At 67.5% G+C, this 18,246-nt stretch carries 23 protein-coding genes and 1 pseudogene; 10 read left to right on the top strand and 14 right to left on the bottom strand.

Annotated features, from left to right (window positions below; all coding sequences use genetic code 11):
- Positions 1–116: 116 nt before the first annotated feature.
- Positions 117–551: an STAS domain-containing protein gene (locus ACWDUN_RS20705; RefSeq protein ID WP_449931881.1), complete on the top strand. Its 435-nt coding sequence runs from the start codon at positions 117–119 to the stop codon at positions 549–551.
- Here the strand turns inward: ACWDUN_RS20705 and ACWDUN_RS20700 are convergent.
- Positions 522–1,244 (bottom strand): SigB/SigF/SigG family RNA polymerase sigma factor, encoded by a 723-nt coding sequence (locus ACWDUN_RS20700; RefSeq protein WP_449932040.1) that lies wholly within the window; start codon positions 1,242–1,244, stop codon positions 522–524. The genes ACWDUN_RS20705 and ACWDUN_RS20700 overlap by 30 nt on opposite strands.
- 26 nt (positions 1,245–1,270) lie before the next feature.
- Entirely contained in the window at positions 1,271–1,714 is a 444-nt protein-coding gene (locus ACWDUN_RS20695; RefSeq protein WP_449931880.1) for an ATP-binding protein, read from the bottom strand.
- A gap of 246 nt (positions 1,715–1,960) precedes the next feature.
- Here ACWDUN_RS20695 and ACWDUN_RS20690 point away from each other — a divergent pair, with 246 nt between their 5' ends.
- The 3 genes from ACWDUN_RS20690 to ACWDUN_RS20680 all read left to right on the top strand — a co-directional run bounded on the left by ACWDUN_RS20690 (position 1,961) and on the right by ACWDUN_RS20680 (position 4,137).
- Complete coding sequence (locus ACWDUN_RS20690; protein WP_449931879.1) at positions 1,961–2,164, top strand: hypothetical protein; 204 nt, start codon at positions 1,961–1,963, stop codon at positions 2,162–2,164.
- A gap of 78 nt (positions 2,165–2,242) precedes the next feature.
- Positions 2,243–3,163, top strand: a complete 921-nt coding sequence (locus tag ACWDUN_RS20685) for a DoxX family protein (protein WP_449931878.1) — start codon at positions 2,243–2,245, stop codon at positions 3,161–3,163.
- A gap of 5 nt (positions 3,164–3,168) precedes the next feature.
- Positions 3,169–4,137: an iron-containing redox enzyme family protein gene (locus ACWDUN_RS20680; RefSeq protein WP_449931877.1), complete on the top strand. Its 969-nt coding sequence runs from the start codon at positions 3,169–3,171 to the stop codon at positions 4,135–4,137.
- A 7-nt stretch (positions 4,138–4,144) separates the two neighbouring features.
- On the opposite strand, the gene ACWDUN_RS20675 is transcribed toward ACWDUN_RS20680, so the two are convergent.
- From ACWDUN_RS20675 to ACWDUN_RS20660, 4 genes are read right to left on the bottom strand one after another with little or no spacing between them, the layout of a single operon-like run.
- Positions 4,145–5,128 carry an LLM class F420-dependent oxidoreductase gene (locus ACWDUN_RS20675; RefSeq protein WP_449931876.1) on the bottom strand — a complete coding sequence of 328 codons (984 nt, stop codon included), beginning with the start codon at positions 5,126–5,128 and terminating at the stop codon, positions 4,145–4,147.
- Between the two features lie 42 nt (positions 5,129–5,170).
- Entirely contained in the window at positions 5,171–5,668 is a 498-nt protein-coding gene (locus tag ACWDUN_RS20670; RefSeq protein WP_449931875.1) for a DUF6328 family protein, read from the bottom strand.
- Between the two features lie 15 nt (positions 5,669–5,683).
- Positions 5,684–5,839 (bottom strand): DUF6131 family protein, encoded by a 156-nt coding sequence (locus ACWDUN_RS20665; RefSeq protein WP_449931874.1) that lies wholly within the window; start codon positions 5,837–5,839, stop codon positions 5,684–5,686.
- Positions 5,836–6,081 (bottom strand): hypothetical protein, encoded by a 246-nt coding sequence (locus ACWDUN_RS20660; RefSeq protein WP_449931873.1) that lies wholly within the window; start codon positions 6,079–6,081, stop codon positions 5,836–5,838. The genes ACWDUN_RS20665 and ACWDUN_RS20660 overlap by 4 nt, the downstream gene beginning before the upstream one ends.
- 176 nt (positions 6,082–6,257) lie before the next feature.
- Here ACWDUN_RS20660 and mbp1 point away from each other — a divergent pair, with 176 nt between their 5' ends.
- Complete coding sequence (mbp1, locus tag ACWDUN_RS20655; RefSeq protein ID WP_449931872.1) at positions 6,258–6,500, top strand: microaggregate-binding protein 1; 243 nt, start codon at positions 6,258–6,260, stop codon at positions 6,498–6,500.
- Positions 6,501–6,578: 78 nt separating this feature from the next.
- Here the strand turns inward: mbp1 and usfY are convergent, their stop codons facing one another.
- From usfY to ACWDUN_RS20630, 5 genes are all read right to left on the bottom strand, one after another.
- Complete coding sequence (usfY, locus tag ACWDUN_RS20650; protein WP_449931871.1) at positions 6,579–6,887, bottom strand: protein UsfY; 309 nt, start codon at positions 6,885–6,887, stop codon at positions 6,579–6,581.
- Positions 6,888–6,967: 80 nt separating this feature from the next.
- Positions 6,968–7,318, bottom strand: a complete 351-nt coding sequence (locus tag ACWDUN_RS20645; RefSeq protein WP_449931870.1) for a hypothetical protein — start codon at positions 7,316–7,318, stop codon at positions 6,968–6,970.
- Positions 7,319–7,353: 35 nt separating this feature from the next.
- Entirely contained in the window at positions 7,354–8,040 is a 687-nt protein-coding gene (locus ACWDUN_RS20640) for a PAS and ANTAR domain-containing protein (protein WP_449931869.1), read from the bottom strand.
- Positions 8,041–8,060: 20 nt separating this feature from the next.
- Positions 8,061–8,357: an ArsR/SmtB family transcription factor gene (locus ACWDUN_RS20635; protein WP_449932039.1), complete on the bottom strand. Its 297-nt coding sequence runs from the start codon at positions 8,355–8,357 to the stop codon at positions 8,061–8,063.
- A gap of 17 nt (positions 8,358–8,374) precedes the next feature.
- Complete coding sequence (locus ACWDUN_RS20630) at positions 8,375–8,803, bottom strand: SRPBCC domain-containing protein (RefSeq protein WP_449931868.1); 429 nt, start codon at positions 8,801–8,803, stop codon at positions 8,375–8,377.
- A gap of 106 nt (positions 8,804–8,909) precedes the next feature.
- Between ACWDUN_RS20630 and ACWDUN_RS20625 the strand changes: the two genes are divergently transcribed.
- Positions 8,910–9,446 (top strand): restriction endonuclease, encoded by a 537-nt coding sequence (locus ACWDUN_RS20625; protein ID WP_449931867.1) that lies wholly within the window; start codon positions 8,910–8,912, stop codon positions 9,444–9,446.
- On the opposite strand, the gene lat is transcribed toward ACWDUN_RS20625, so the two are convergent.
- Together lat and ACWDUN_RS20615 are read right to left on the bottom strand one after the other, a co-directional pair.
- A complete protein-coding gene (gene lat, locus ACWDUN_RS20620) occupies positions 9,447–10,775 on the bottom strand; it encodes an L-lysine 6-transaminase (protein WP_449931866.1) in 1,329 nt (442 codons plus the stop codon). It abuts the gene before it with no gap.
- Positions 10,776–10,824: 49 nt separating this feature from the next.
- Positions 10,825–11,286, bottom strand: coding sequence for an Lrp/AsnC family transcriptional regulator (locus ACWDUN_RS20615; protein WP_449931865.1), 462 nt, complete (start codon positions 11,284–11,286; stop codon positions 10,825–10,827).
- Between the two features lie 23 nt (positions 11,287–11,309).
- On the opposite strand from ACWDUN_RS20615, the gene hglS reads away from it, so the two are divergent.
- Genes hglS through htpG form a run of 3 tightly spaced genes read left to right on the top strand, consistent with a single transcriptional unit; the run spans position 11,310 to position 16,043 of the window.
- Positions 11,310–12,563: a 2-oxoadipate dioxygenase/decarboxylase gene (hglS, locus tag ACWDUN_RS20610; RefSeq protein WP_449931864.1), complete on the top strand. Its 1,254-nt coding sequence runs from the start codon at positions 11,310–11,312 to the stop codon at positions 12,561–12,563.
- Positions 12,560–14,113 (top strand): L-piperidine-6-carboxylate dehydrogenase, encoded by a 1,554-nt coding sequence (amaB, locus tag ACWDUN_RS20605; protein WP_449931863.1) that lies wholly within the window; start codon positions 12,560–12,562, stop codon positions 14,111–14,113. Before hglS ends, amaB begins: the two co-directional genes overlap by 4 nt.
- 25 nt (positions 14,114–14,138) lie before the next feature.
- On the top strand, positions 14,139–16,043 hold the full coding sequence (gene htpG / locus ACWDUN_RS20600) for a molecular chaperone HtpG (RefSeq protein ID WP_449931862.1): 1,905 nt from the start codon (positions 14,139–14,141) through the stop codon (positions 16,041–16,043).
- 54 nt (positions 16,044–16,097) lie between these two features.
- Here the strand turns inward: htpG and ACWDUN_RS20595 are convergent, their stop codons facing one another.
- The gene (locus ACWDUN_RS20595) at positions 16,098–17,414 is read right to left on the bottom strand and encodes a DUF222 domain-containing protein (protein ID WP_449931861.1); all 1,317 of its coding nucleotides are present in this window, start codon (positions 17,412–17,414) and stop codon (positions 16,098–16,100) included.
- Positions 17,415–17,704: 290 nt separating this feature from the next.
- Between ACWDUN_RS20595 and ACWDUN_RS20590 the strand changes: the two are divergent.
- A pseudogene (locus tag ACWDUN_RS20590) lies at positions 17,705–18,246 on the top strand (IS481 family transposase); the annotation flags it as partial.

The raw sequence follows: 18,246 nt of genomic DNA, 5'->3' as shown, positions 1-18,246 counted from the left end.
GACGACATCCGGCGCCCCGCTGTTCACCGGGAGGCTGTTTGCGCAGCGAAAACAGGCGTAGGGTCGGATCAGGTTGAGTTCACAGCCGGTGACACGCCCGACTGATGGAGCCCGCCATGTCCTCTCCGGAATCCACCGCCTGCTCGGCGTCGACGCCGCATCCGGCGCCCGGCACCGCCGCCTTCGCGGTCCGCCACCACCCGCCGGCGGCAATGGTGGTGTGCGTGCACGGCGAACTCGACGCCGCCAACGCCCGGCCGTTCAGCAACTTCGTCCAACAGCACCTGGCCCACACCGATCAGTTGATCCTTGACCTCTCGGCCATCGAATTCTTTGGCACCGAGGCCTTTTCGATGCTGCACACGGTCAGCGTGGCGGCGGCGGGCAAGGGTGCGCGCTGGGTGCTGCTGCCCAGCGCGGCGGTCAGCCGGGTGCTGCGGATCTGCGATCCCGACGGCGCGCTGCCGACCGCGGCGCACCTCGATGACGCCGTGATCCGGGTGAACGGACAGCCGCCGCGGCTACTGCAACTCGTCGCGAAGCCGCGCTAGCGACCGGGCCAGCAGACGCGAGACGTGCATCTGCGATATGCCGACCCGCTCGGCGATCTGCGACTGCGTCATCGACTCGAAAAACCGCAGGATCAGTACGGTCCGCTCGCGCTCGGGCAGCTTCGACAACAGCGGGCGCAGCGCCTCGCGGTTCTCGATCTGATCCAGCGCGTTGTCCGGTGACCCGAGCGTATCGGCGATGGCCGGTGCCTCGTCATCGCCGGAACCGCCGCTGTCGATGGACAACGTGTTGTACGAACTGCCGGCGATCAAGCCCTCGACGACCTCCTGGCGGTCCATGTCGAGTTCGGCGGCCAGTTCCGACGGCGTCGGCGCGCGCCCCAGCCGCTGTGACATCTCGGCGGTCGCGGCGCCCAGGCGCAGGTGCAGTTCCTTCAGCCGGCGCGGCACCTTCACCGACCAACCGTTGTCCCGGAAGTGCCTGCGGACCTCGCCCATGATGGTCGGCACCGCGTAGGACGCGAAATCCGATCCGGCGTCCACGTCGAACCGGTTCACCGCGTTGACCAGACCGACGCGGGCCACCTGGACCAGATCATCTCGTGCCTCGCCGCGGCCCTCGAACCGGCGCGCGATGTGATCGGCCAGCGGAAGGCAGCGGGTCACGATCCGTTCGCGCTGACGCTCGTGCTCTGCCGAGCCGTCGCGCAGTTCGCCGAGTACGCGAAACATCTCGATGACGTCGGCGTATTCCGAGTTCACTGCAGAAGACTCGCTCGCCGTGCAGTGAGGGAGATACCGAAGATCCTCCCGGTGTCGGCGTGCTGCCCGTTGACGAAGGTGCTGACCTCGTCGGTCAGGGAGCTCAGCACGTGCCAACTGAAGCTGCCCGGTGCCACGACGTCGTCCTCGTCGCTGCTGCAGGTGGCCGAGGCCTGGATCACCAGCGCGTCCTCGCGGGGCTTGATGGTGACGGTCAGTGTCGACCCGGGCACCGCAGCCTTCACCAGCCTGGTGCAGGCCTCGTCGACGGCGAGTCGCAGATCGGAGACGGCGTCGAAGTCCAGATCCTCGAAGGTCGCGGCCGCGGCGATCAGGACGCGCAGCACCGCCAGATTCTCCAAGCTGGCGGCGACCCGAAGCTCTACCGATCGATCACCCTCGGCGGCCGCTTCATGCGCGCCCGTTTCCTGCTGCACCATATGACCTCCCGGCATGTCCGCTCGGAGGTTACCCCACGCCGGTCCACCGCTAACCAACGGAACCACCCCCGACCCGCAGGGTGTCCGAGTTCCCGACAACACGCTGGCATGGTTCATGCCCGGTCAGATGATGGCTTTGATATCGCATGGTGCATGCCGGTACCCCTGCATCGGACGGCGCCAAACCTCGCAGCAATCCTTGGCCGAGCGGCGTTTCCCGCTGCGCGCCATGGGTATTCCGCCGATATGACCAGTGAACCTGTACCCCCCGAAGTTCCGGTCGCCGATGCCGTGGAACAGTCCCGTGATGCCACCGAACAGGTGCCCGATGAGGAGGCCGCCACGACGGCCGGATCGTCGTTGGACAGCCCGCCGTTGGAGGCGCCCGCCGCGGACTGGCAGGAACAATCGATCGACGCCGGGACGGGCCTGGACGACGACGAGCGGTGAGGACCGGCACCGACGGCGCGAATGGCACTGGGGCCGAGGGGGTGTTTGCATCACCGTCACGGTGGGAACACCCGGGTCATGTTGGTACGCAGAATAGCCCGCCCGTTGTTGTCGGCCGCTTTCATCGGACAGGGCATCGAAGCCCTCAGGGATGTGAAGCCGGCCGCTGAGGTCGTCCAGCCCACCCTGGACGGATTGCAGTCGCTGCCCGAACCGGTCGCTGCGAAGGTGCCCGACAATGCGGTCACCGTGGCACGTATCAACGCCGCCGTCCAGATCGGCGGTGGTGTGCTGCTGGCCACCGGCAAGGTTCCCCGGGTGGCCGCCGGACTGTTGGCCGCCACGGTCATTCCCGCCAATCTCGGTAAGCACATGTTCTGGGAAGAAACCGATCCCGTCGCCAAGGCCGAGAAGCGCCGCGCGTTCCTGACCGACCTGAGTCTGATCGGCGGACTGGTGCTGGCGTCGGCCGACACCGCAGGCAAGCCCTCACTCGGATGGCGCGGCCGGCGCGCCGGTCGCCGTGTCGCACAGGCGGTGTCCGAGCGGATGCCATCTTCGAGTGACAGCGTGCTGGACTCCGAGCTGGCCGAGAAGTTGGGCCACGGTGTGCATGTCGGTGTGGAGCGCGGTCGCGGTCTGGCCGACGCCGCCCGCGAACGCGGTGTGCCGCTTGCGACGTCGGCGCTGGAGACCGCCTACGACTCGCTGGGCACCGCCTACGACCGCAGCGCCGCCGCGCTGCACAAGGGTGCCGAGAGAAGCGCACCGATCGCCAAAAAGGCGCGCAAGCGCAGTGCCGAACTCGCCGAGACGGCGCTCGACCGCAGTTCCGCCGCATTGGAGCGCAGTTCCGCTGCACTGGAGCGGGCCGCCGAGAAGAGCGCGCCGTTGGCCGCTGAGGCGCGCCGGCGCGGTGCCGAGCTCGCCGAGACCGCCATCGAGCAGGGCAGTGACCAGGTCTCGTCGGGATGGCGCCGGGTGCGTAGCAAGATCTGATACCTATGGGTGTCTCACCCCCACTTCCTGCCCCGGCCGGCCCGATATCGGCGGCGCTGATCGCGCAGCTGTCCGGCCGGGTGCAGGATCTGACCCGGGTGAGACCCGATCGCGCCGACCCGATGGGCCGTGACGTGCAACTGGCGCTGTTCGTCACCTACGAACTGTCCTGTCGCGGCTTCGCCGGCACCGACCCGGATTGGGAATCCGACCCCGACCTGATCGGCTTGCGCGGACGCTTGGAGCGGGTGTTCTGCGACCATCTGCGCCATTGCGTCGGCGATATCAGCGATGTCTCGGCACCGGCCGAGCTGTGCCGGCTGGCCGGTGAACCGCCGGATGATCCGGAGCACGATTCACCGCACGAGAGCCCCGCGCATTTCCTGTGCAGCATCGGCAGCCGGCAGCAGATGTGCGAGTACCTCGTGCATCGCTCGCCGTATCACCTCAAGGCCGCCGACGCTCAGGCCTGGGTGCTGCCGCGCCTCACGGCCGCACCGAAGGCGGCGCTGGCCGAAGTGCATTACGCACACCTGCACCGACGGCCGTACACCCAGGTGATGGCGGCCGCCGGTCTCGACGACGGATACTTGGCCTACCTGCACACTGTGCCCGCCGAGTCGCTGGCCGTCGTCAACCTGATGTCGATGTTCGGGCTGCACCGCAGCATGCGTGGGGCCGCGCTGGGTCATCTTTCGGCCACCGAGATCACCACGCGTGCCGTCGACCGGCGGCTGGTGCAAGCGCTGCGGCGCCTGGATGCACCGCCGCAGTGCGCCGACTTCTACGCCGAACGCGCCTACGCTGCGCCAGGCCGCGGGCAGGTCGTCGATCACCTGCTGAGCACCGAGCCGGACCTTGAGGGCGATGTCGTGTTCGGTATCCGGGCCCGCGATGTCGTCGAGGGCAGACTGGCCGAGCACATGGTGAAGTGCTGGGCCGATGGTGACACCTCGCTGCTGCGTCCGCTCTGAGCCAGGCTCAGCCGAACTCGGAGCGCAGGGCGGCCAGCAGCGGCGCGGCCGCCTCGGCCAGGAACTGGTCCTGCGAGTCGCCGCCGACCTGGATCAAGGCCACATCGGTGAAGCCCGCGTCGCGGTACTCCCCCACGGCCTGGATGATCGGGTCGAGGTCCGGGCCGCACGGTATCGAGGACGCCACATCCTCGGGCCGGACGAACTGGCTGGCCGCGGCGAACCCGGCCGGCGTCGGCAGGTCCGCGTTGACCGACCAGCCGCCGGCGAACCAGCGGAACTGGTCATGGGCGCGGGCGACAGCGGCCTCACGGTCGGGATCCCAGCACACCGGTAGCTGGCCGATGACACGGCCCTCCGGCACACCCATGGGTTGGCGGATGCGCTGCCAGTTCTGCACCACCTCGCCGTCGGGCGCGGTGTTGATCAGATGGTCGGCCAGCACCGCCAGCATGTCCATCGACCGCTCGCCGGTGATGGACACCGCGATGCCGACCGGGTCGTCCGGGACGTCCCAGATCCGGGCCGAATCGACCGCGAAGTACTCGCCGTGGAAGTCCACCAGATCGCCGCTGAACAGTTCGCGGATCACCTTGATGGCCTCGGCCAGCATCTCCAGCCGGCGCGGTGCGGCGGGCCAGCCCGCACCGACGACATGTTCGTTGAGGTTCTCCCCGCTACCGACACCGAGCGTGAAGCGCCCGTCGGCCAACAGTTGCACGGTCGCGGCCTGCTGGGCCACCAACGCCGGGTGATACCGCATGGTGGGACAGGTGACAAATGAGTAGAGCCCCACCCGCGATGTCATCTGCGCGACCGCGCCCAGCACCGCCCACGCATTGGGGGCGTGTCCCTGACTGGTCAGCCAGGGAGTGAAGTGGTCACTGCAGACCTCGAAGTCGAATCCGACCTGCTCGGCCGACACTGCATGCCGCACAAGGTCTTTCGGTCCGGCCTGCTCGGTCATGAGGGTGTATCCGAAAGTGGTCATGGCCTCGGCATACCCGAGCCGACAGTCGGACAAACGCGCACCTCAGTCCTGCGAGCGGGCCCGCAGGATCAGCGGGAAGGCGATCCAGAAGCCCACGATGCCCAGGGCGGTGATCAGGCCGGCCAGTACACCGGCTTCCACATCCAGCACGGCGCCGAAGATCAGCACCATCACCCCGGCAAGGGTGAGGGCGAGCAGCAGGATGCCCGCATAGGCCAGTTGGTGAGCCGTCTGGACGACCACGTCCAGCCGGTGCCTGCGGAACATCAGGCGGTGGATGCCGATCGGCGCGATCAACAGCACCGTTGCCGCGATCGAACACGAGACCGTCCACAGGTACACCATGCGCAGTTCACCGCGCAGATCCTCGAAGCCGTCATGGAACGGCAGGGTCAACAGCAGGCCGGTGAGCAACTGCACGCCGGTCTGCACCACCCGCAATTCCTGCAAAAGGCTGGACCAGTTACGGTCCAGCCTTTGCACACTCGTCTCGTTACGGACGTCCTCGTTCCAGCGCCGATCATGCTCCAGTCGGTCCATGTCGAGCGCCGGACATCAATACCAGGCGCGCCTACCCGCGACGGGTCGACCGATCGAGCCCAGCAGCCAGAACACCGCCCCGGCCACCAGCAGGATGATCCCGGCCACCCACAGCAGATAGACGTCCAGCACGAATCCCAGGACGAGCAGGATTGCACCAAGAACTATCACGACACCCTCACTTCCATCGTTCCCATCGAACTCGGCTGCGGCAGCTTGCAATCGGCCACCTTAGGATTGACCCCCGCGTAGTTGAGGGGCCCGGCGACAACTGTCAGCGCTATGGAACCCGCTGTCGCACAGTTGGTTTCTCCACCCTCGAAGTAGTCGCGCTGCCATGCCGCGAACACCCCGATCAACAACCAGATCAGCACCACCGTGCCGATGAGTCCGCGTCCCATCCGAGCCTCCATTGCTTGCGCTGTTGCGTCGCGGGGATACCCGGCTGACGGTTACGTCAAACGTCCGGCGCACGCGCACTGCGATGCGGCTATCGGCTGTTTGGGCCCGAGGCGGGCGGGCAACCCATTATCTGCGGGCAGATCGCCCGCACGATCACCAATCCACTCAGGTAGCGGAAAGGGTTGATATGACGGACAAGAAGACCGGTCCCCAAGAGGGACTCAGTGGCGTCGTCGAGGACGTCAAGGGCAAGACCAAGGAAGCGGTCGGTACGGTCACCGGCCGTGACGATCTGACCCGCGAGGGTGAGGCACAACAGGACAAGGCCCAGGCCGAGCGCGACGCGGCGAAGAAGGAAGCCGAGGCCGATTCGGCCCGCGCCGGCGCCGACGCCGCAGAACAGCGCCAAAAGGCCGAGCAGCGCCCCTGACCGGGGTGCGCTCTTCGCGAACCGGCCCAGCCCGGCTCCCCCGCGGGGCTGGGCCTTTTCGTGTTGTCTACCCGTCGATCAGCTGGCGGGGCGCTGGCGGACCACCTCGGGGTGCGCCTCGTACCAGCGTTGCTCCAGCCTGCGCACGCGGTGATGCTCCACGGCCATCCACAGCGCACCGATCACGAACCCGGCCGCCGACAACGAGCCTAACGTCAGGCCGACATCGTGGTGCCGGGTGGCAAAGGCGGCCAGACAGCCGACAAAGAGCACCAGTGACACCCCGATGACGATGAGCGCGGGCATGATCACGTTGTCTTTCATGGATTCGCCGGCGTGCGTCCGCGTCGTGCGCGTGTGATCTACAGGATCTTTGGGACCTTTCATGGCCAACCCTCCTGAATCCCTTCGGTCCGTTGCCGGGCCTATGTGCCAGGGTAGGCCTGTCCGGCGACTCGCGGTCGCGATCAGCCGAACCCGCCGATGGCCGGCAGCCCCATGGTGAGCACCACCAGCATCAGCAACATCAGGAACCAGCCGGCACCCTGCCAGGCCCACCATGATCGACCGGTTCGCCACAACCGATAGGTCCGCAGGAAGGCGCGCACACCGGCGCCGAACAAGATCACCGGCGCCCCGAGCCCCAAGACGATTCGCTGCGGCCGTCCACATGCCGCGGAGTCGGTGACGGCACCGTCGCAGCCGCCGGCCACCACCGCGGCGACGACGAGGAAGGCGACGCCCAGCACGCCGCAGATCAGCGCGAACCGGGCCGCCGCCCGGGTCTCGGGATCATCGTGCCGCAAGGACCTGCCCATGCCGACTGGGTGCCCAGGTTGGTCGACGACAAACGTCAGGGGTCCACGCGCAGATGGGCGGTCAGCAGTAACCGGTCGTACACGCTGCGATGCGGTAACAGGTCCTGATAGTCCAGTTCCAGGAAGTCCTTGACGATCTGTTCACTGAGGGCCCTCAGCTCGGTGCCGGTCGCCTGCGCGCGCCACTGGAGCAATTCGAAGGCCGCGACCGATCCCACCCGGTAGATCAGCATGAGCATGCCCTTGGCGTGCTCGATGCCACTGCGCGCCTCGGCGAACTCGGCGACGGCCTCGTCGACACGTGCCTGCTGACGGCGCGCGTCGGCGTGTCGTACCGGCGTCACATCGACGTAGAACCCGTGCGTGCCGATGACGGCCTCACCCGCGTCGTCGAACAGTTGATCGGCGACCACCACCACGTGGTGGGTGTCGCCGCGGGTGTCGATGATCCGGTGCCGCGTGCTGAAAGCCGCTGCGGTACGGCGCACTTCGTCCAGCGTGGCGGCGACCTGTCCGTAATCGTCGGGATGCTTGTGGGCGAGCACGAGGTCGGTGGTGGGGTGTGCCGTGCCCGGCTCGTACCCGTGCAGCAGCTCGACTTCGGCCGACCACTCCCATCGCTCATCGGCGAAGTAGAACCGGAACCAACCGACGCGCTGGGGCGTCCCCCCGACGAGCCCACGCCCGACAGGCGGTTGCTCGTCGATCGCATCGTCCGTCATCTCACGACGAATTATGCACGCTACTCCAGTTCTTCGGCGATGCGCTTGATAGCCAAAAGGCGACGATCCCATTGCTGACCGATTGCGGTGAGCTCGGCACCGAGCGCACTCAATCTGGCACCCAGTGCCCGGTACCGGATCTCGCGGCCCGCGGGTACCGCCTCCACCAGACCGGCTCCGGACAGCACCGACAGATGCTTGGCGATGGCCTGTCTGCTGACCGGCATCCGGGTGGCCAGCGCGCTGGCGGACAGATCGGCCGATCCCAGCTCGGTCAGTATGCGCCAGCGGGTTTCGTCGGCCAGCACCGCGAGCATGACGGGTGGCTCGGCCGTCACGCCGAGCCCTCCAGGAAGTGGACCAGATCGTCGAGTTCGGCCTTCCAGCCACCGCTGTTCTCGGCGTGTGCCGTCGCCGGATCCTTCAGCTCCTCGAATCCGTTCTCCAACACCGAGAGTCGGGTGCCGATATCGATGGCGTTCAGCTCGAAGCGCACCACGGTCGAGTTGCCGCGCACCGGATCGGTATCGGAGTCCCGGGCCCACCGGTACACCAGCAGGGCCGGCGCCTCGACCTGCTCGACGACCAGCCGGAACCGGCCGTGCCCGGACCAGCCGAAGTAGCCCTTTCCGCCGGGCACGGCATCGAATTCGGCGCTGTCGCCGAGCCATTGGGAGATCAGGTCCTTCTCGGTGAGCGCCGCCCAGACCTTGTCCGGCGATGCGGCGATATCGATGGTGCGGGTGATCTCGAGGGTGGTCATGTCGCCTCCTGGCGTCGGGGATTATCTGCAACTACAGAGTTGCACACACGTGAGCTTTGATGCAACCTCCTGGTTGCATGTCGGGAGCCCTTCGTACCATGCCCGGGTGCGCATCACGACCTTCGCCGTCACCGGCGCCATCTCGGGCGGGCTGGCACTGTCCGGCGGCGCCGACGGTCCCGTCGCGTTGTCGGCGGCGGTGCTCACCCCGCTGCTGCTGGCCGCGGCGCCCCACGTCCTCACCGGTCTGCGGACCCCGGCCCCGGGCGAGAATCCGATCGACGCGATGTCGGGCACCGAGTTCGAGGACTATGTTGCGCGGATAGCCCGCTCGTGTGGCGTATCGGTGATCATGACGTCGGTGACCGGCGACTGGGGCGTCGACCTGGTCGTCGGGAAGCGTCCGGACCGGCTGGCCATCCAGTGCAAACGCGTCGCACGACCCGTCGGCGCGGCCGCCGTGCAGGAGGTCGTTGCCGGCGCCGCGATGCAGGACTGCACCCGCACCATGGTCGTCACCAACAACGGGTTCACGCCGGCCGCCCGCGCGTTGGCCGAGCGGCACGATTGCACGCTGGTCGGCGGGCCCGACCTGCCGCGGCTGAAGAAGCTGATCCGCGAACTGACCGCGCCGGCGCGCTGATCAGCCGGCCGCCAGCACGTCGCGCACCGCGTCCACGGCCGCGTCCAATTCGGCGAGCGAGACCGTCAACGCCGGCCGGAACCGCACCGAATCCGGGCCGCTGGCCAGCATGATCACCCCGCGGTCCCACAGTCTGCGGACGAGTTCGTCGCGCTGCGCCGCCGACGGCAGACTGAAGGCACACATCAGGCCCCGGCCGCGGGGATCCAGCACACGGTCGGGGAATTCAGTTGCCAGCCAACGCAACCGGTCGAGCAGATGCCGACCGGCGACCGCCGCATTGTCGAACAGCTGCTCGGACTCGATGACCTCCAGGATGCGCCGGGCGCGCACCATATCGGTGAGGTTGCCGCCCCAGGTCGAGTTGATCCGGGAGCTGACGCTGAACACGTTGTCGACGACCTCGTCGACACGCCGGCCCGCCATCACGCCGCAGACCTGGGTCTTCTTGCCGAACGCCACCACGTCCGGGGTGACGCCGAGCTGCTGGTAAGCCCATGCCGTGCCGGTGATGCCGCAGCCCGTCTGCACCTCGTCGAAGATCAGCAGGGCGTCGAACTCATCGCACAGCTCGCGCATGGCCGCGAAGAACTGCGGACGCATGTGCCGGTCACCGCCCTCGCCCTGCACCGGTTCGGCGATGAAGCAGGCGATGTCATGCGGATGGGCCTCGAACGCCGCGCGGGCCTGACGCAGGGATTCGGCCTCCAGGGCTTCGGTATCCGCCCCCGGGCTGACATACGGCGCGTCGATGCGCGGCCAGTCGAACTTCGGGAACCGGGCCACCTTGTTGGGATCGGTGTTGGTCAGCGACATCGTGTAGCCGCTGCGGCCGTGGAAGGCACCGCGCAGATGCAGCACCCGGATTCCGAGTTCCGGGTCCCTGCCGCGGGCCTCGTTGTGCCGGCTCTTCCAGTCGAAGGCCACCTTGCACGCGTTCTCCACGGCGAGCGCCCCGCCGTCGACGAAGAACAGGTGCGGCAGCGCCGGATCGCCGAGCACCCGGGCGAAGGTCTGCACGAACCGCGCCATCGGCACGCTGTAGACGTCGGAGTTGCTGGGCTTGTTGACCGCGGCCTGCGCCAACTCCGCGCGGAAGGCGGCGTCCTCGGCCAGCGCCGGATGGTTCATGCCCAGCGCCGACGAGGCGAAGAACGTGAACATGTCCAGGTAGCGCCGGCCGTCGCGGGCGTCGACGAGCACCGAGCCGCGCGAAGCGTCCAGGTCGAGCACCAGGTCCATCCCGTCGGTCAGCAGGCTCGCGCGCAGCACATCGTGCACCTGATCGGCCGTGACGGCGTGGGCGGCAGGATTCAAGACAGCGGTCATTGCGCCATCATAACGCAATCCTTACGGCTAATGCAGTTGAACGCCGGAACTATTCCGGTAGATGTACCCGACCCTCGTAAAAACTCTGTAGGATGATGGTGCTTCGCGTGCGAACGTTGGCGGCCGTCCGGATCCGTTGCAACAGGTCCTCCAGCGCCCGCGCCGAGGCGACGCGCACCAACAGCACGTAGCTCTCGTCACCGGCCACCGAATGGCATGACTCGATTTCGTCGATATGCCGGAGCCGCGAGGGAGCATCATCGGGCTGCGAGGGATCGAGAGGAGTGATGGCCACGAACGCCGACAGCATGTGCCCGACCGTTTCGGGATTGACCCGCGCGGTGTACCCGACGATGACCTCGCGTGACTCCAGCCGCCGCACCCGCGACTGGACCGCCGAGACGGACAGACCGGCGGTGGCGGCAAGGTGCGCCAGCGTCGCCCGCCCGTCGGCGACGAGTTCGCGCACCAACAGGCGGTCGATCTCGTCGAGGTGCTCGATGTCGGTCATGGGCGCACTGTATCGGAGCGCTCATGCCTGACCGCGGAATCGCGCACGCCTGGCAGCTGCGCGCGAAGTTCGCCGCGGCGCTGTCGCGGATGTACGGCTCGGAGGTGCCGGCCTACGACACCCTGGTGCAGGTCAGCGCGCAGATCAACGCCGACCATGTCGACCGGCACCCGCAGGCACAGCGGTTGGGCTCGCTCGATCGCGTCACCGCCGAGCGCCACGGCGCCGTCCGGGTCGGTACCGCCGAGGAACTGGCCGATGTGGCCGATCTGTTCTCGGCGTTCGGCATGTACCCGGTGGGCTTCTACGATCTGCGCACCGCCGCGTCCCCGGTGCCGGTGGTCTCCACGGCGTTTCGTCCGATCGACCCGGACGAGTTGGCGCGCAACCCGTTCCGGGTGTTCACGTCCATGCTGGCGACGTCGGACACCCGATTCTTCGACCCGGACCTGCGCGGTCGCGTCGAGGCGTTCCTGGCCCGTCGCCGGCTGTTCGATCCGGCACTGATCGGCACGGCACGCCGGATCGCCGCCGCGGGTGGTTGCCCGGCCGACGAGGCCGACGAGTTCGTCGCCGCCGCGGTCGCCTGCTTCGCGCTGTCCCGTGAACCGATCGACCGCGGTTGGTACGACGAGTTGTCCGCGGTGTCGGCGGTGGCCGCCGATATCGCCGGGGTCGGCACCACCCACATCAACCATCTCACCCCGCGGGTGCTCGATATCGACGCTCTGCACCGCGCGATGACCGACCGCGGTATCACCATGATCGACGATATCCAGGGTCCGCCGGCAGTCACCGGACCGCAGGTCCTGTTGCGGCAGACGTCCTTCCGGGCGCTGGCCGAACCCCGCCGGTTCCGCGCTGCGGACGGACACGTGTCGGACGGGACCCTGCGGGTCCGGTTCGGCGAGGTGGAACAGCGGGGTGTGGCGCTGACCCCGCTGGGCCGCGCGCGCTATGACGCCGCGATGGCCGAGCCCGATCCCGGCGCCGCGTGGGGCAGGCACTTCCCCGACTCCGACGCGCAGATGTGCGCCGACGGACTGGCCTACTATCACGGCGGCGATCCGGCCAGACCCGTTGTCTACGAGGACTTCCTGCCGGCATCGGCGGCCGGCATCTTCCGATCCAACCTGAACCGGGACGCACCGGCAGCCGACCGCCCCGACGATTCGCACTACAGCCAACAGCACTACAGCCAACAATGGATGGCCGACCGGATCGGCCATCAGATTCACGACCCCTACGAACTCTACGAGAAAGTCGCGTGTTCATGACCGCTGTCACCCATCCGTCGCACACATCCGCCCTGCCGACCGCCGACGATCTGCGCGCCCGGGTGCGCGCCGCGCTCGGCGCCCTGGGCTGCACCACCGAACTCGGCGATTCCGGCGCCGAAGGGCTGCCCGCGAGCAGCCCGATCACCGGCGATGTGCTCTACTCGGTGCCCGAAACCGGCCCGGCCGACGCCGAGGCCGTCATCGCCTCTGCGGCAGCGGCTTTCACCACCTGGCGCACCACCCCCGCCCCGGTGCGCGGCGCCCTGGTCGCCCGGCTCGGCGCGCTGCTCACCGAGCACAAGGCCGAGCTCGCCACCCTGGTCACCGTCGAGGCCGGCAAGATCACCTCCGAGGCGCTGGGCGAGGTGCAGGAGATGATCGACATCTGCGAGTTCGCCGTCGGCCTGTCGCGGCAGCTGTACGGCAAGACCATCGCCTCCGAGCGACCCGGCCACCGGCTGATGGAGACCTGGCACCCGCTCGGTGTCGTCGGCGTCATCACCGCCTTCAACTTCCCGGTCGCGGTGTGGGCGTGGAACACCGCCGTCGCGCTCGTCTGCGGGGACACCGTGGTGTGGAAGCCCTCCGAGCTGACGCCGTTGACCGCGATCGCGTGCCAGACGCTCATCGAACGCGCCGCCGCCGAGGTGGGCGCGCCCGCCGGCGTCGCCGGGCTGGTGCAGGGTGCCCGCGAGATCGGTGAGCAACTCGTCGACGATCCGCGGATCGCGCTGGTCAGCGCCACCGGATCGGTGCGGATGGGCCGCGAGGTGGGCCCGCGGGTGGCCGCGCGCTTCGGCAAGGTGCTGCTGGAACTGGGCGGCAACAACGCCGCAATCGTCACCCCGTCGGCCGATCTGGACCTGGCCGTGCGCGCCATCGTCTTCTCCGCCGCCGGGACCGCCGGGCAGCGCTGCACCACCTTGCGCCGCGTCATCGTGCACAGTTCCATCGCCGACACCCTGGTCGACCGGATCGCCACCGCCTACCGCAGCCTGCCGGTCGGCGACCCGTCTGCCGAGGGCACCCTGGTCGGCCCGCTGATCCACGAGCGGTCCTACCGGGACATGGTCGGTGCGCTGCAGCGGGCCGAGGCCGACGGTGGCGAGATCATCGGCGGCGATCATGTCGACCTGGGCGAGGGTTCCTACTATGTGCGCCCCGCCGTGGTGCGCATGCCGGCGCAGACCGCGGTGGTGCACGACGAGACCTTTGCCCCGATCCTCTACGTGCTGACCTACGACGACCTGGACGAGGCGATCGCATTGAACAACGCCGTCCCGCAGGGTCTCTCGTCGGCCGTCTTCACCACCGACATCCGCGAGGCGGAGCGGTTCATGGCCGCCGACGGCTCGGATTGCGGAATCGCCAACGTCAACATCGGGACCTCCGGCGCAGAGATCGGCGGTGCCTTCGGCGGCGAGAAGGAGACCGGCGGCGGCCGCGAATCCGGGTCGGATTCGTGGAAGGCCTATATGCGCCGGGCGACCAACACCGTCAACTACTCGTCCGAGTTGCCGCTGGCTCAGGGGGTCCGGTTCGGCTGATTCGGCGGGTTTTTATTATGGCCCCGTGAGCGACCAGGTCGAACAGAGAGAATTCCAGGCCGAGGCCCGTCAGCTGCTGCAGCTGATGGTGCACTCCATCTACTCCAACAAGGACTCGTTCCTGCGGGAGTTGGTCTCCAACGCCTCCGATGCCCTGGACAAGCTGCGCCTGGCGGCGTACCAGGACAAGGACCTCGACGTGGACACGTCGGATCTGCACATCGACATCGAGACGGACGCGGCCGCCCGCACGCTGACAATCCGTGACAACGGCATCGGCATGTCCCGTGACGAGGTCATCGACCTGATCGGCACGCTGGCCAAGTCCGGCACCGGCGAGCTGCGCCGCAAGCTGAGCGAGGCCAAGCAGGCCGGTGACGCCGACGATCTCATCGGTCAGTTCGGCATCGGCTTCTACTCGACGTTCATGGTGGCCGACAAGGTGGATCTGCTGACCCGCAAGGCCGGCGAGCGCACCGCCACCCGTTGGGAGTCCAGCGGTGACGGCACCTACACCATCGCGACTGTCGACGATGCCGCCCAGGGCACATCGGTGACGTTGCACCTCAAGCCCGAGGACGCCGACGACGAGCTGCACGACTACACCGCCGCGTGGAAGATTCGGCAGCTGGTCAAGAAATACTCCGACTTCATCTCCTGGCCGATCCGGATGGAGGTCGAAAAGACCGTCCCGGCCGATGAGGAAGGTGGGGAGCCCACCGTCACGACCGAGACCGAGACCATCAACTCACGTACCGCGCTGTGGGCGAAGTCCAAGAGCGAGGTCTCCGACGAGGAGTACAAGGAGTTCTACCGGCACATCGCACATGCGTGGGACGAGCCGCTCGATGTCATCGCCATGAAGGCCGAGGGCACCTTCGAGTACCAGGCACTGCTGTTCATCCCCTCGCAGGCGCCGTTCGACCTGTTCAACCGTGACGGGCACACCGGCGTTCAGCTGTATGTCAAGCGCGTCTTCATCATGGGCGACTGTGATGAGCTGATGCCCGAGTACCTGCGGTTCGTCAAGGGTGTCGTCGACGCACAGGACATGTCGCTCAACGTGTCCCGTGAGATCCTGCAGCAGGATCGCCAGATCAAGGTCATCCGACGCAGCCTCACCAAGAAGGTGCTGTCGGCGATCAAGGACCTGCAGGCCAACCGCCCGGACGACTACGCCACGTTCTGGACGCAGTTCGGCCGCGCGTTCAAGGAGGGCCTGCTCTCCGACGCCGACAACCGCGACACCCTGCTGGGACTGTCGTCGTTCGCCTCGACACACTCCGAGGACACCCCGACCACGCTGGCCGATTACGTGGGCCGGATGAAGGACGACCAGGAGCAGATCTTCTACGCGACAGGTGAATCGCGTCAGCTGCTGGAACGCTCACCGCATCTGGAGGCCTTCAAGGCCAAGGGCTACGAGGTGCTGCTGCTCACCGACCCGGTCGACGAGGTGTGGGTCGAGACCGTGCCGGAGTTCGACGGCAAGGCACTGCAGTCGGTGGCCAAGGGCGAGGTCGACCTCGGTGCGACCGACGAGGACAAGCCGGAGCACGGCGATTTCGCCGATCTGCTCGCCTGGTTGCAGGAGACGCTCGACGAGCATGTGAAGGAGGTCCGGCTGTCGACGCGATTGACATCGTCGCCGGCCTGCCTGATCACCGACACCTTCGGCATCACGCCGCAGCTGGCGCGCATGTACAAGGCCTCCGGCCAGGACGTGCCGGTCGGCAAGCGCATCCTGGAGCTCAACCCGGACCATCCGCTCGTCACCGGGATGCGCCAAGCGCTCACGGACTCCGCAGACGGCCTTGATGACGCAGCCCAGTTGCTGTACGGGACAGCGCTTCTCGCCGAGGGTGGGTCGCTCGACGATCCGGCTCGGTTCGCCGCCATTCTTGCCGACAGGTTGGCCAAGACCTTCTAGAGGTCACCGGCTCCGGCCCACTGTGTAATTTTCAAGGTGCACTGAGGCTTTGGGTTATGCGGCGACCGGTAGGTCGGTCATGGTGCGTCGGGCATGCGAGCGCAGGTGCGCTGGTTCGGGTCCGGTCGGGTCGTGTGGTGGGATGAACCAGGGGTGCCGATCGGGGCCGAGGTAAACCTGCCAACCACCGTGGTGGATCTGGGTGTGGTGTAGTCGACAGAGCAGCACCCCGTTGTCCAGACTTGTCTCGCCCCCGGCGCCCCAGGGTTGAATGTGGTGGGCGTCGCACCACGACACCGGCCGCCCACACCCCGGATGCGCACAGCCCTTGTCCCGTATCCCCAACGCTTTACGGATCGCAGGAGTGAACAGTCGCTCGCTGCGCCCGACATCGAGTGGGACCCCGGTGTGATCGACGACCACCGAGGTCAGCGTGGAGTCACACGCGATCAGATCGGCGGTCGCCGCGCTGACGGGCCCACCGAAGCCGAGGGAATCCACGTTGTCGTCACCGCGCTGCCCCGGGCGAATGAGCGTGACGTGCGGCAGCACCCCACCGGACATCGGTCGTGTCGACTGCGACAAGTAGGTGCGCAAGATCTGCCCGATCGCATCACCCCGGCGTCTATCGACCGACCGGGGATCCGGGGACCCATCCGGCAGCGGGACCGGCCGGCACAACGGATCCAACGCCGCACACAATTCCTCCCCGGTCCCCACGTCCAGATCCAACGTGGCCTCGAATCGGCCCTCGCCGTTCTGGACCAGGGTCATCTCGTTGAGGTCGGTGTCCTCGGCGACCGGCACCGCACGCTGCTCCGGCGGCAGGCTCGCGGTCTTGTCGATGGCGATCGCGCGGGCCTTCGAGTCCACCTGAGCCGGGGTGGTCTGGATCATCAGCGTGCGCACCACCGTGGCCCGGTCCTGCTCGGGCAGCTCGACCCGGCGCTCGATATGGCCCACACCCTTACCGACCGCGTCGACGAACTCGATGCCCAACCCACCCATACGCTGCGACCGCGTCAACGCCGGCAGACCGGGCGCCGCGCGCCCCACCCGCACCGCGCGCTGCGCGGCACCCGGCGACATCCCCAGCGCGGTGAGCAGATCCGCCCCGCTGCGCAGGCGTTTGCGCGCAGGCACCCCCAAACGCTCCGCCGCCGCCACGGCCTGGGCGATCACATGATCAGTGAGGTTGCGGATGGTCACCGCGGCCGTCAGCACCGCCAACAGCGCCGCCTCGTCGACCACCTTCCGCGGACACTCCAGCAGATGAAACAACGTCCGCCCGACATCATCATCGGGTGGAACAGACGGTGCGAGATCATCGATCAGCGCATCAATGAAAGAACTGAAATGGGTGGCGTCCATCCCGGGACCCAACCTTTCGGACAAGGCCAAACACACACACGCCCCATAAGGGGCAACACAGCTCAGACCAACCCTCGTCAGGGTCGTCGAACCTTTCGACGGCTCAGTGCCGCCGACACGGGCTCACCTGGAGAGCGGGAGCCACTTCGCTTCGAACTTGTGTTCGAGTCTATGCCGGATCTGAGCACCGCGCAACTGTTATGTCTCAAGACATCGGTGACAGTTCTGCATCAGGACATCGGTGACACTTTGAGGGGTCTCGGTGGTGACACTTCTGCCTTGAAGCTCAGGTGGTGGCTGTCAATGAACCCATCGATCCTCGTGTCCGCCTGGCGATCGCCCAGTGGCCCGACGACGCGCCTCGCGGGGCGGTCTCGACGTTCTGCGCCGAGCAGGGGATATCTCGAAAGTCGTTCTACGAGTTACGTAAACGGGCCATGGCGGACGGGCCGGCCGCGGTGCTCGAACCTCGGACACGCCGACCGAAATTGAGCCCGTCGACGCTGAGCGCTGAGGTCAAAGCTCGCGCCGTGGCCGTGCGGTCCGCGCTGGAGGCCTCCGGTCTGGATCACGGGCCGATCAGCGTGTACGAGAAGATGCGCTCGATGGGCCTTGGTGAGGTTCCGTCCACGGCGGCGCTGTCGCGCATCTTCCGTGAGGCTGGTGTGGCTCGTGTGGAGCCGAAGAAGAAGCCCCGCTCGACGTGGCGGCGGTTTGTCTATCCATGCCCGAATGCCTGCTGGCAACTCGACGCCACCGGGTACGTGCTGACCGGTGGCCGCACGTGTGTGATCTTCCAGCTCATCGACGACCACTCCCGCTACGCGGTCGC

The organism is Mycobacterium sp. NPDC003323 (assembly GCF_053589535.1).
Note: the sequence above shows the minus strand (reverse complement) of the source record. Positions and strands in the feature narration are given on the sequence as shown.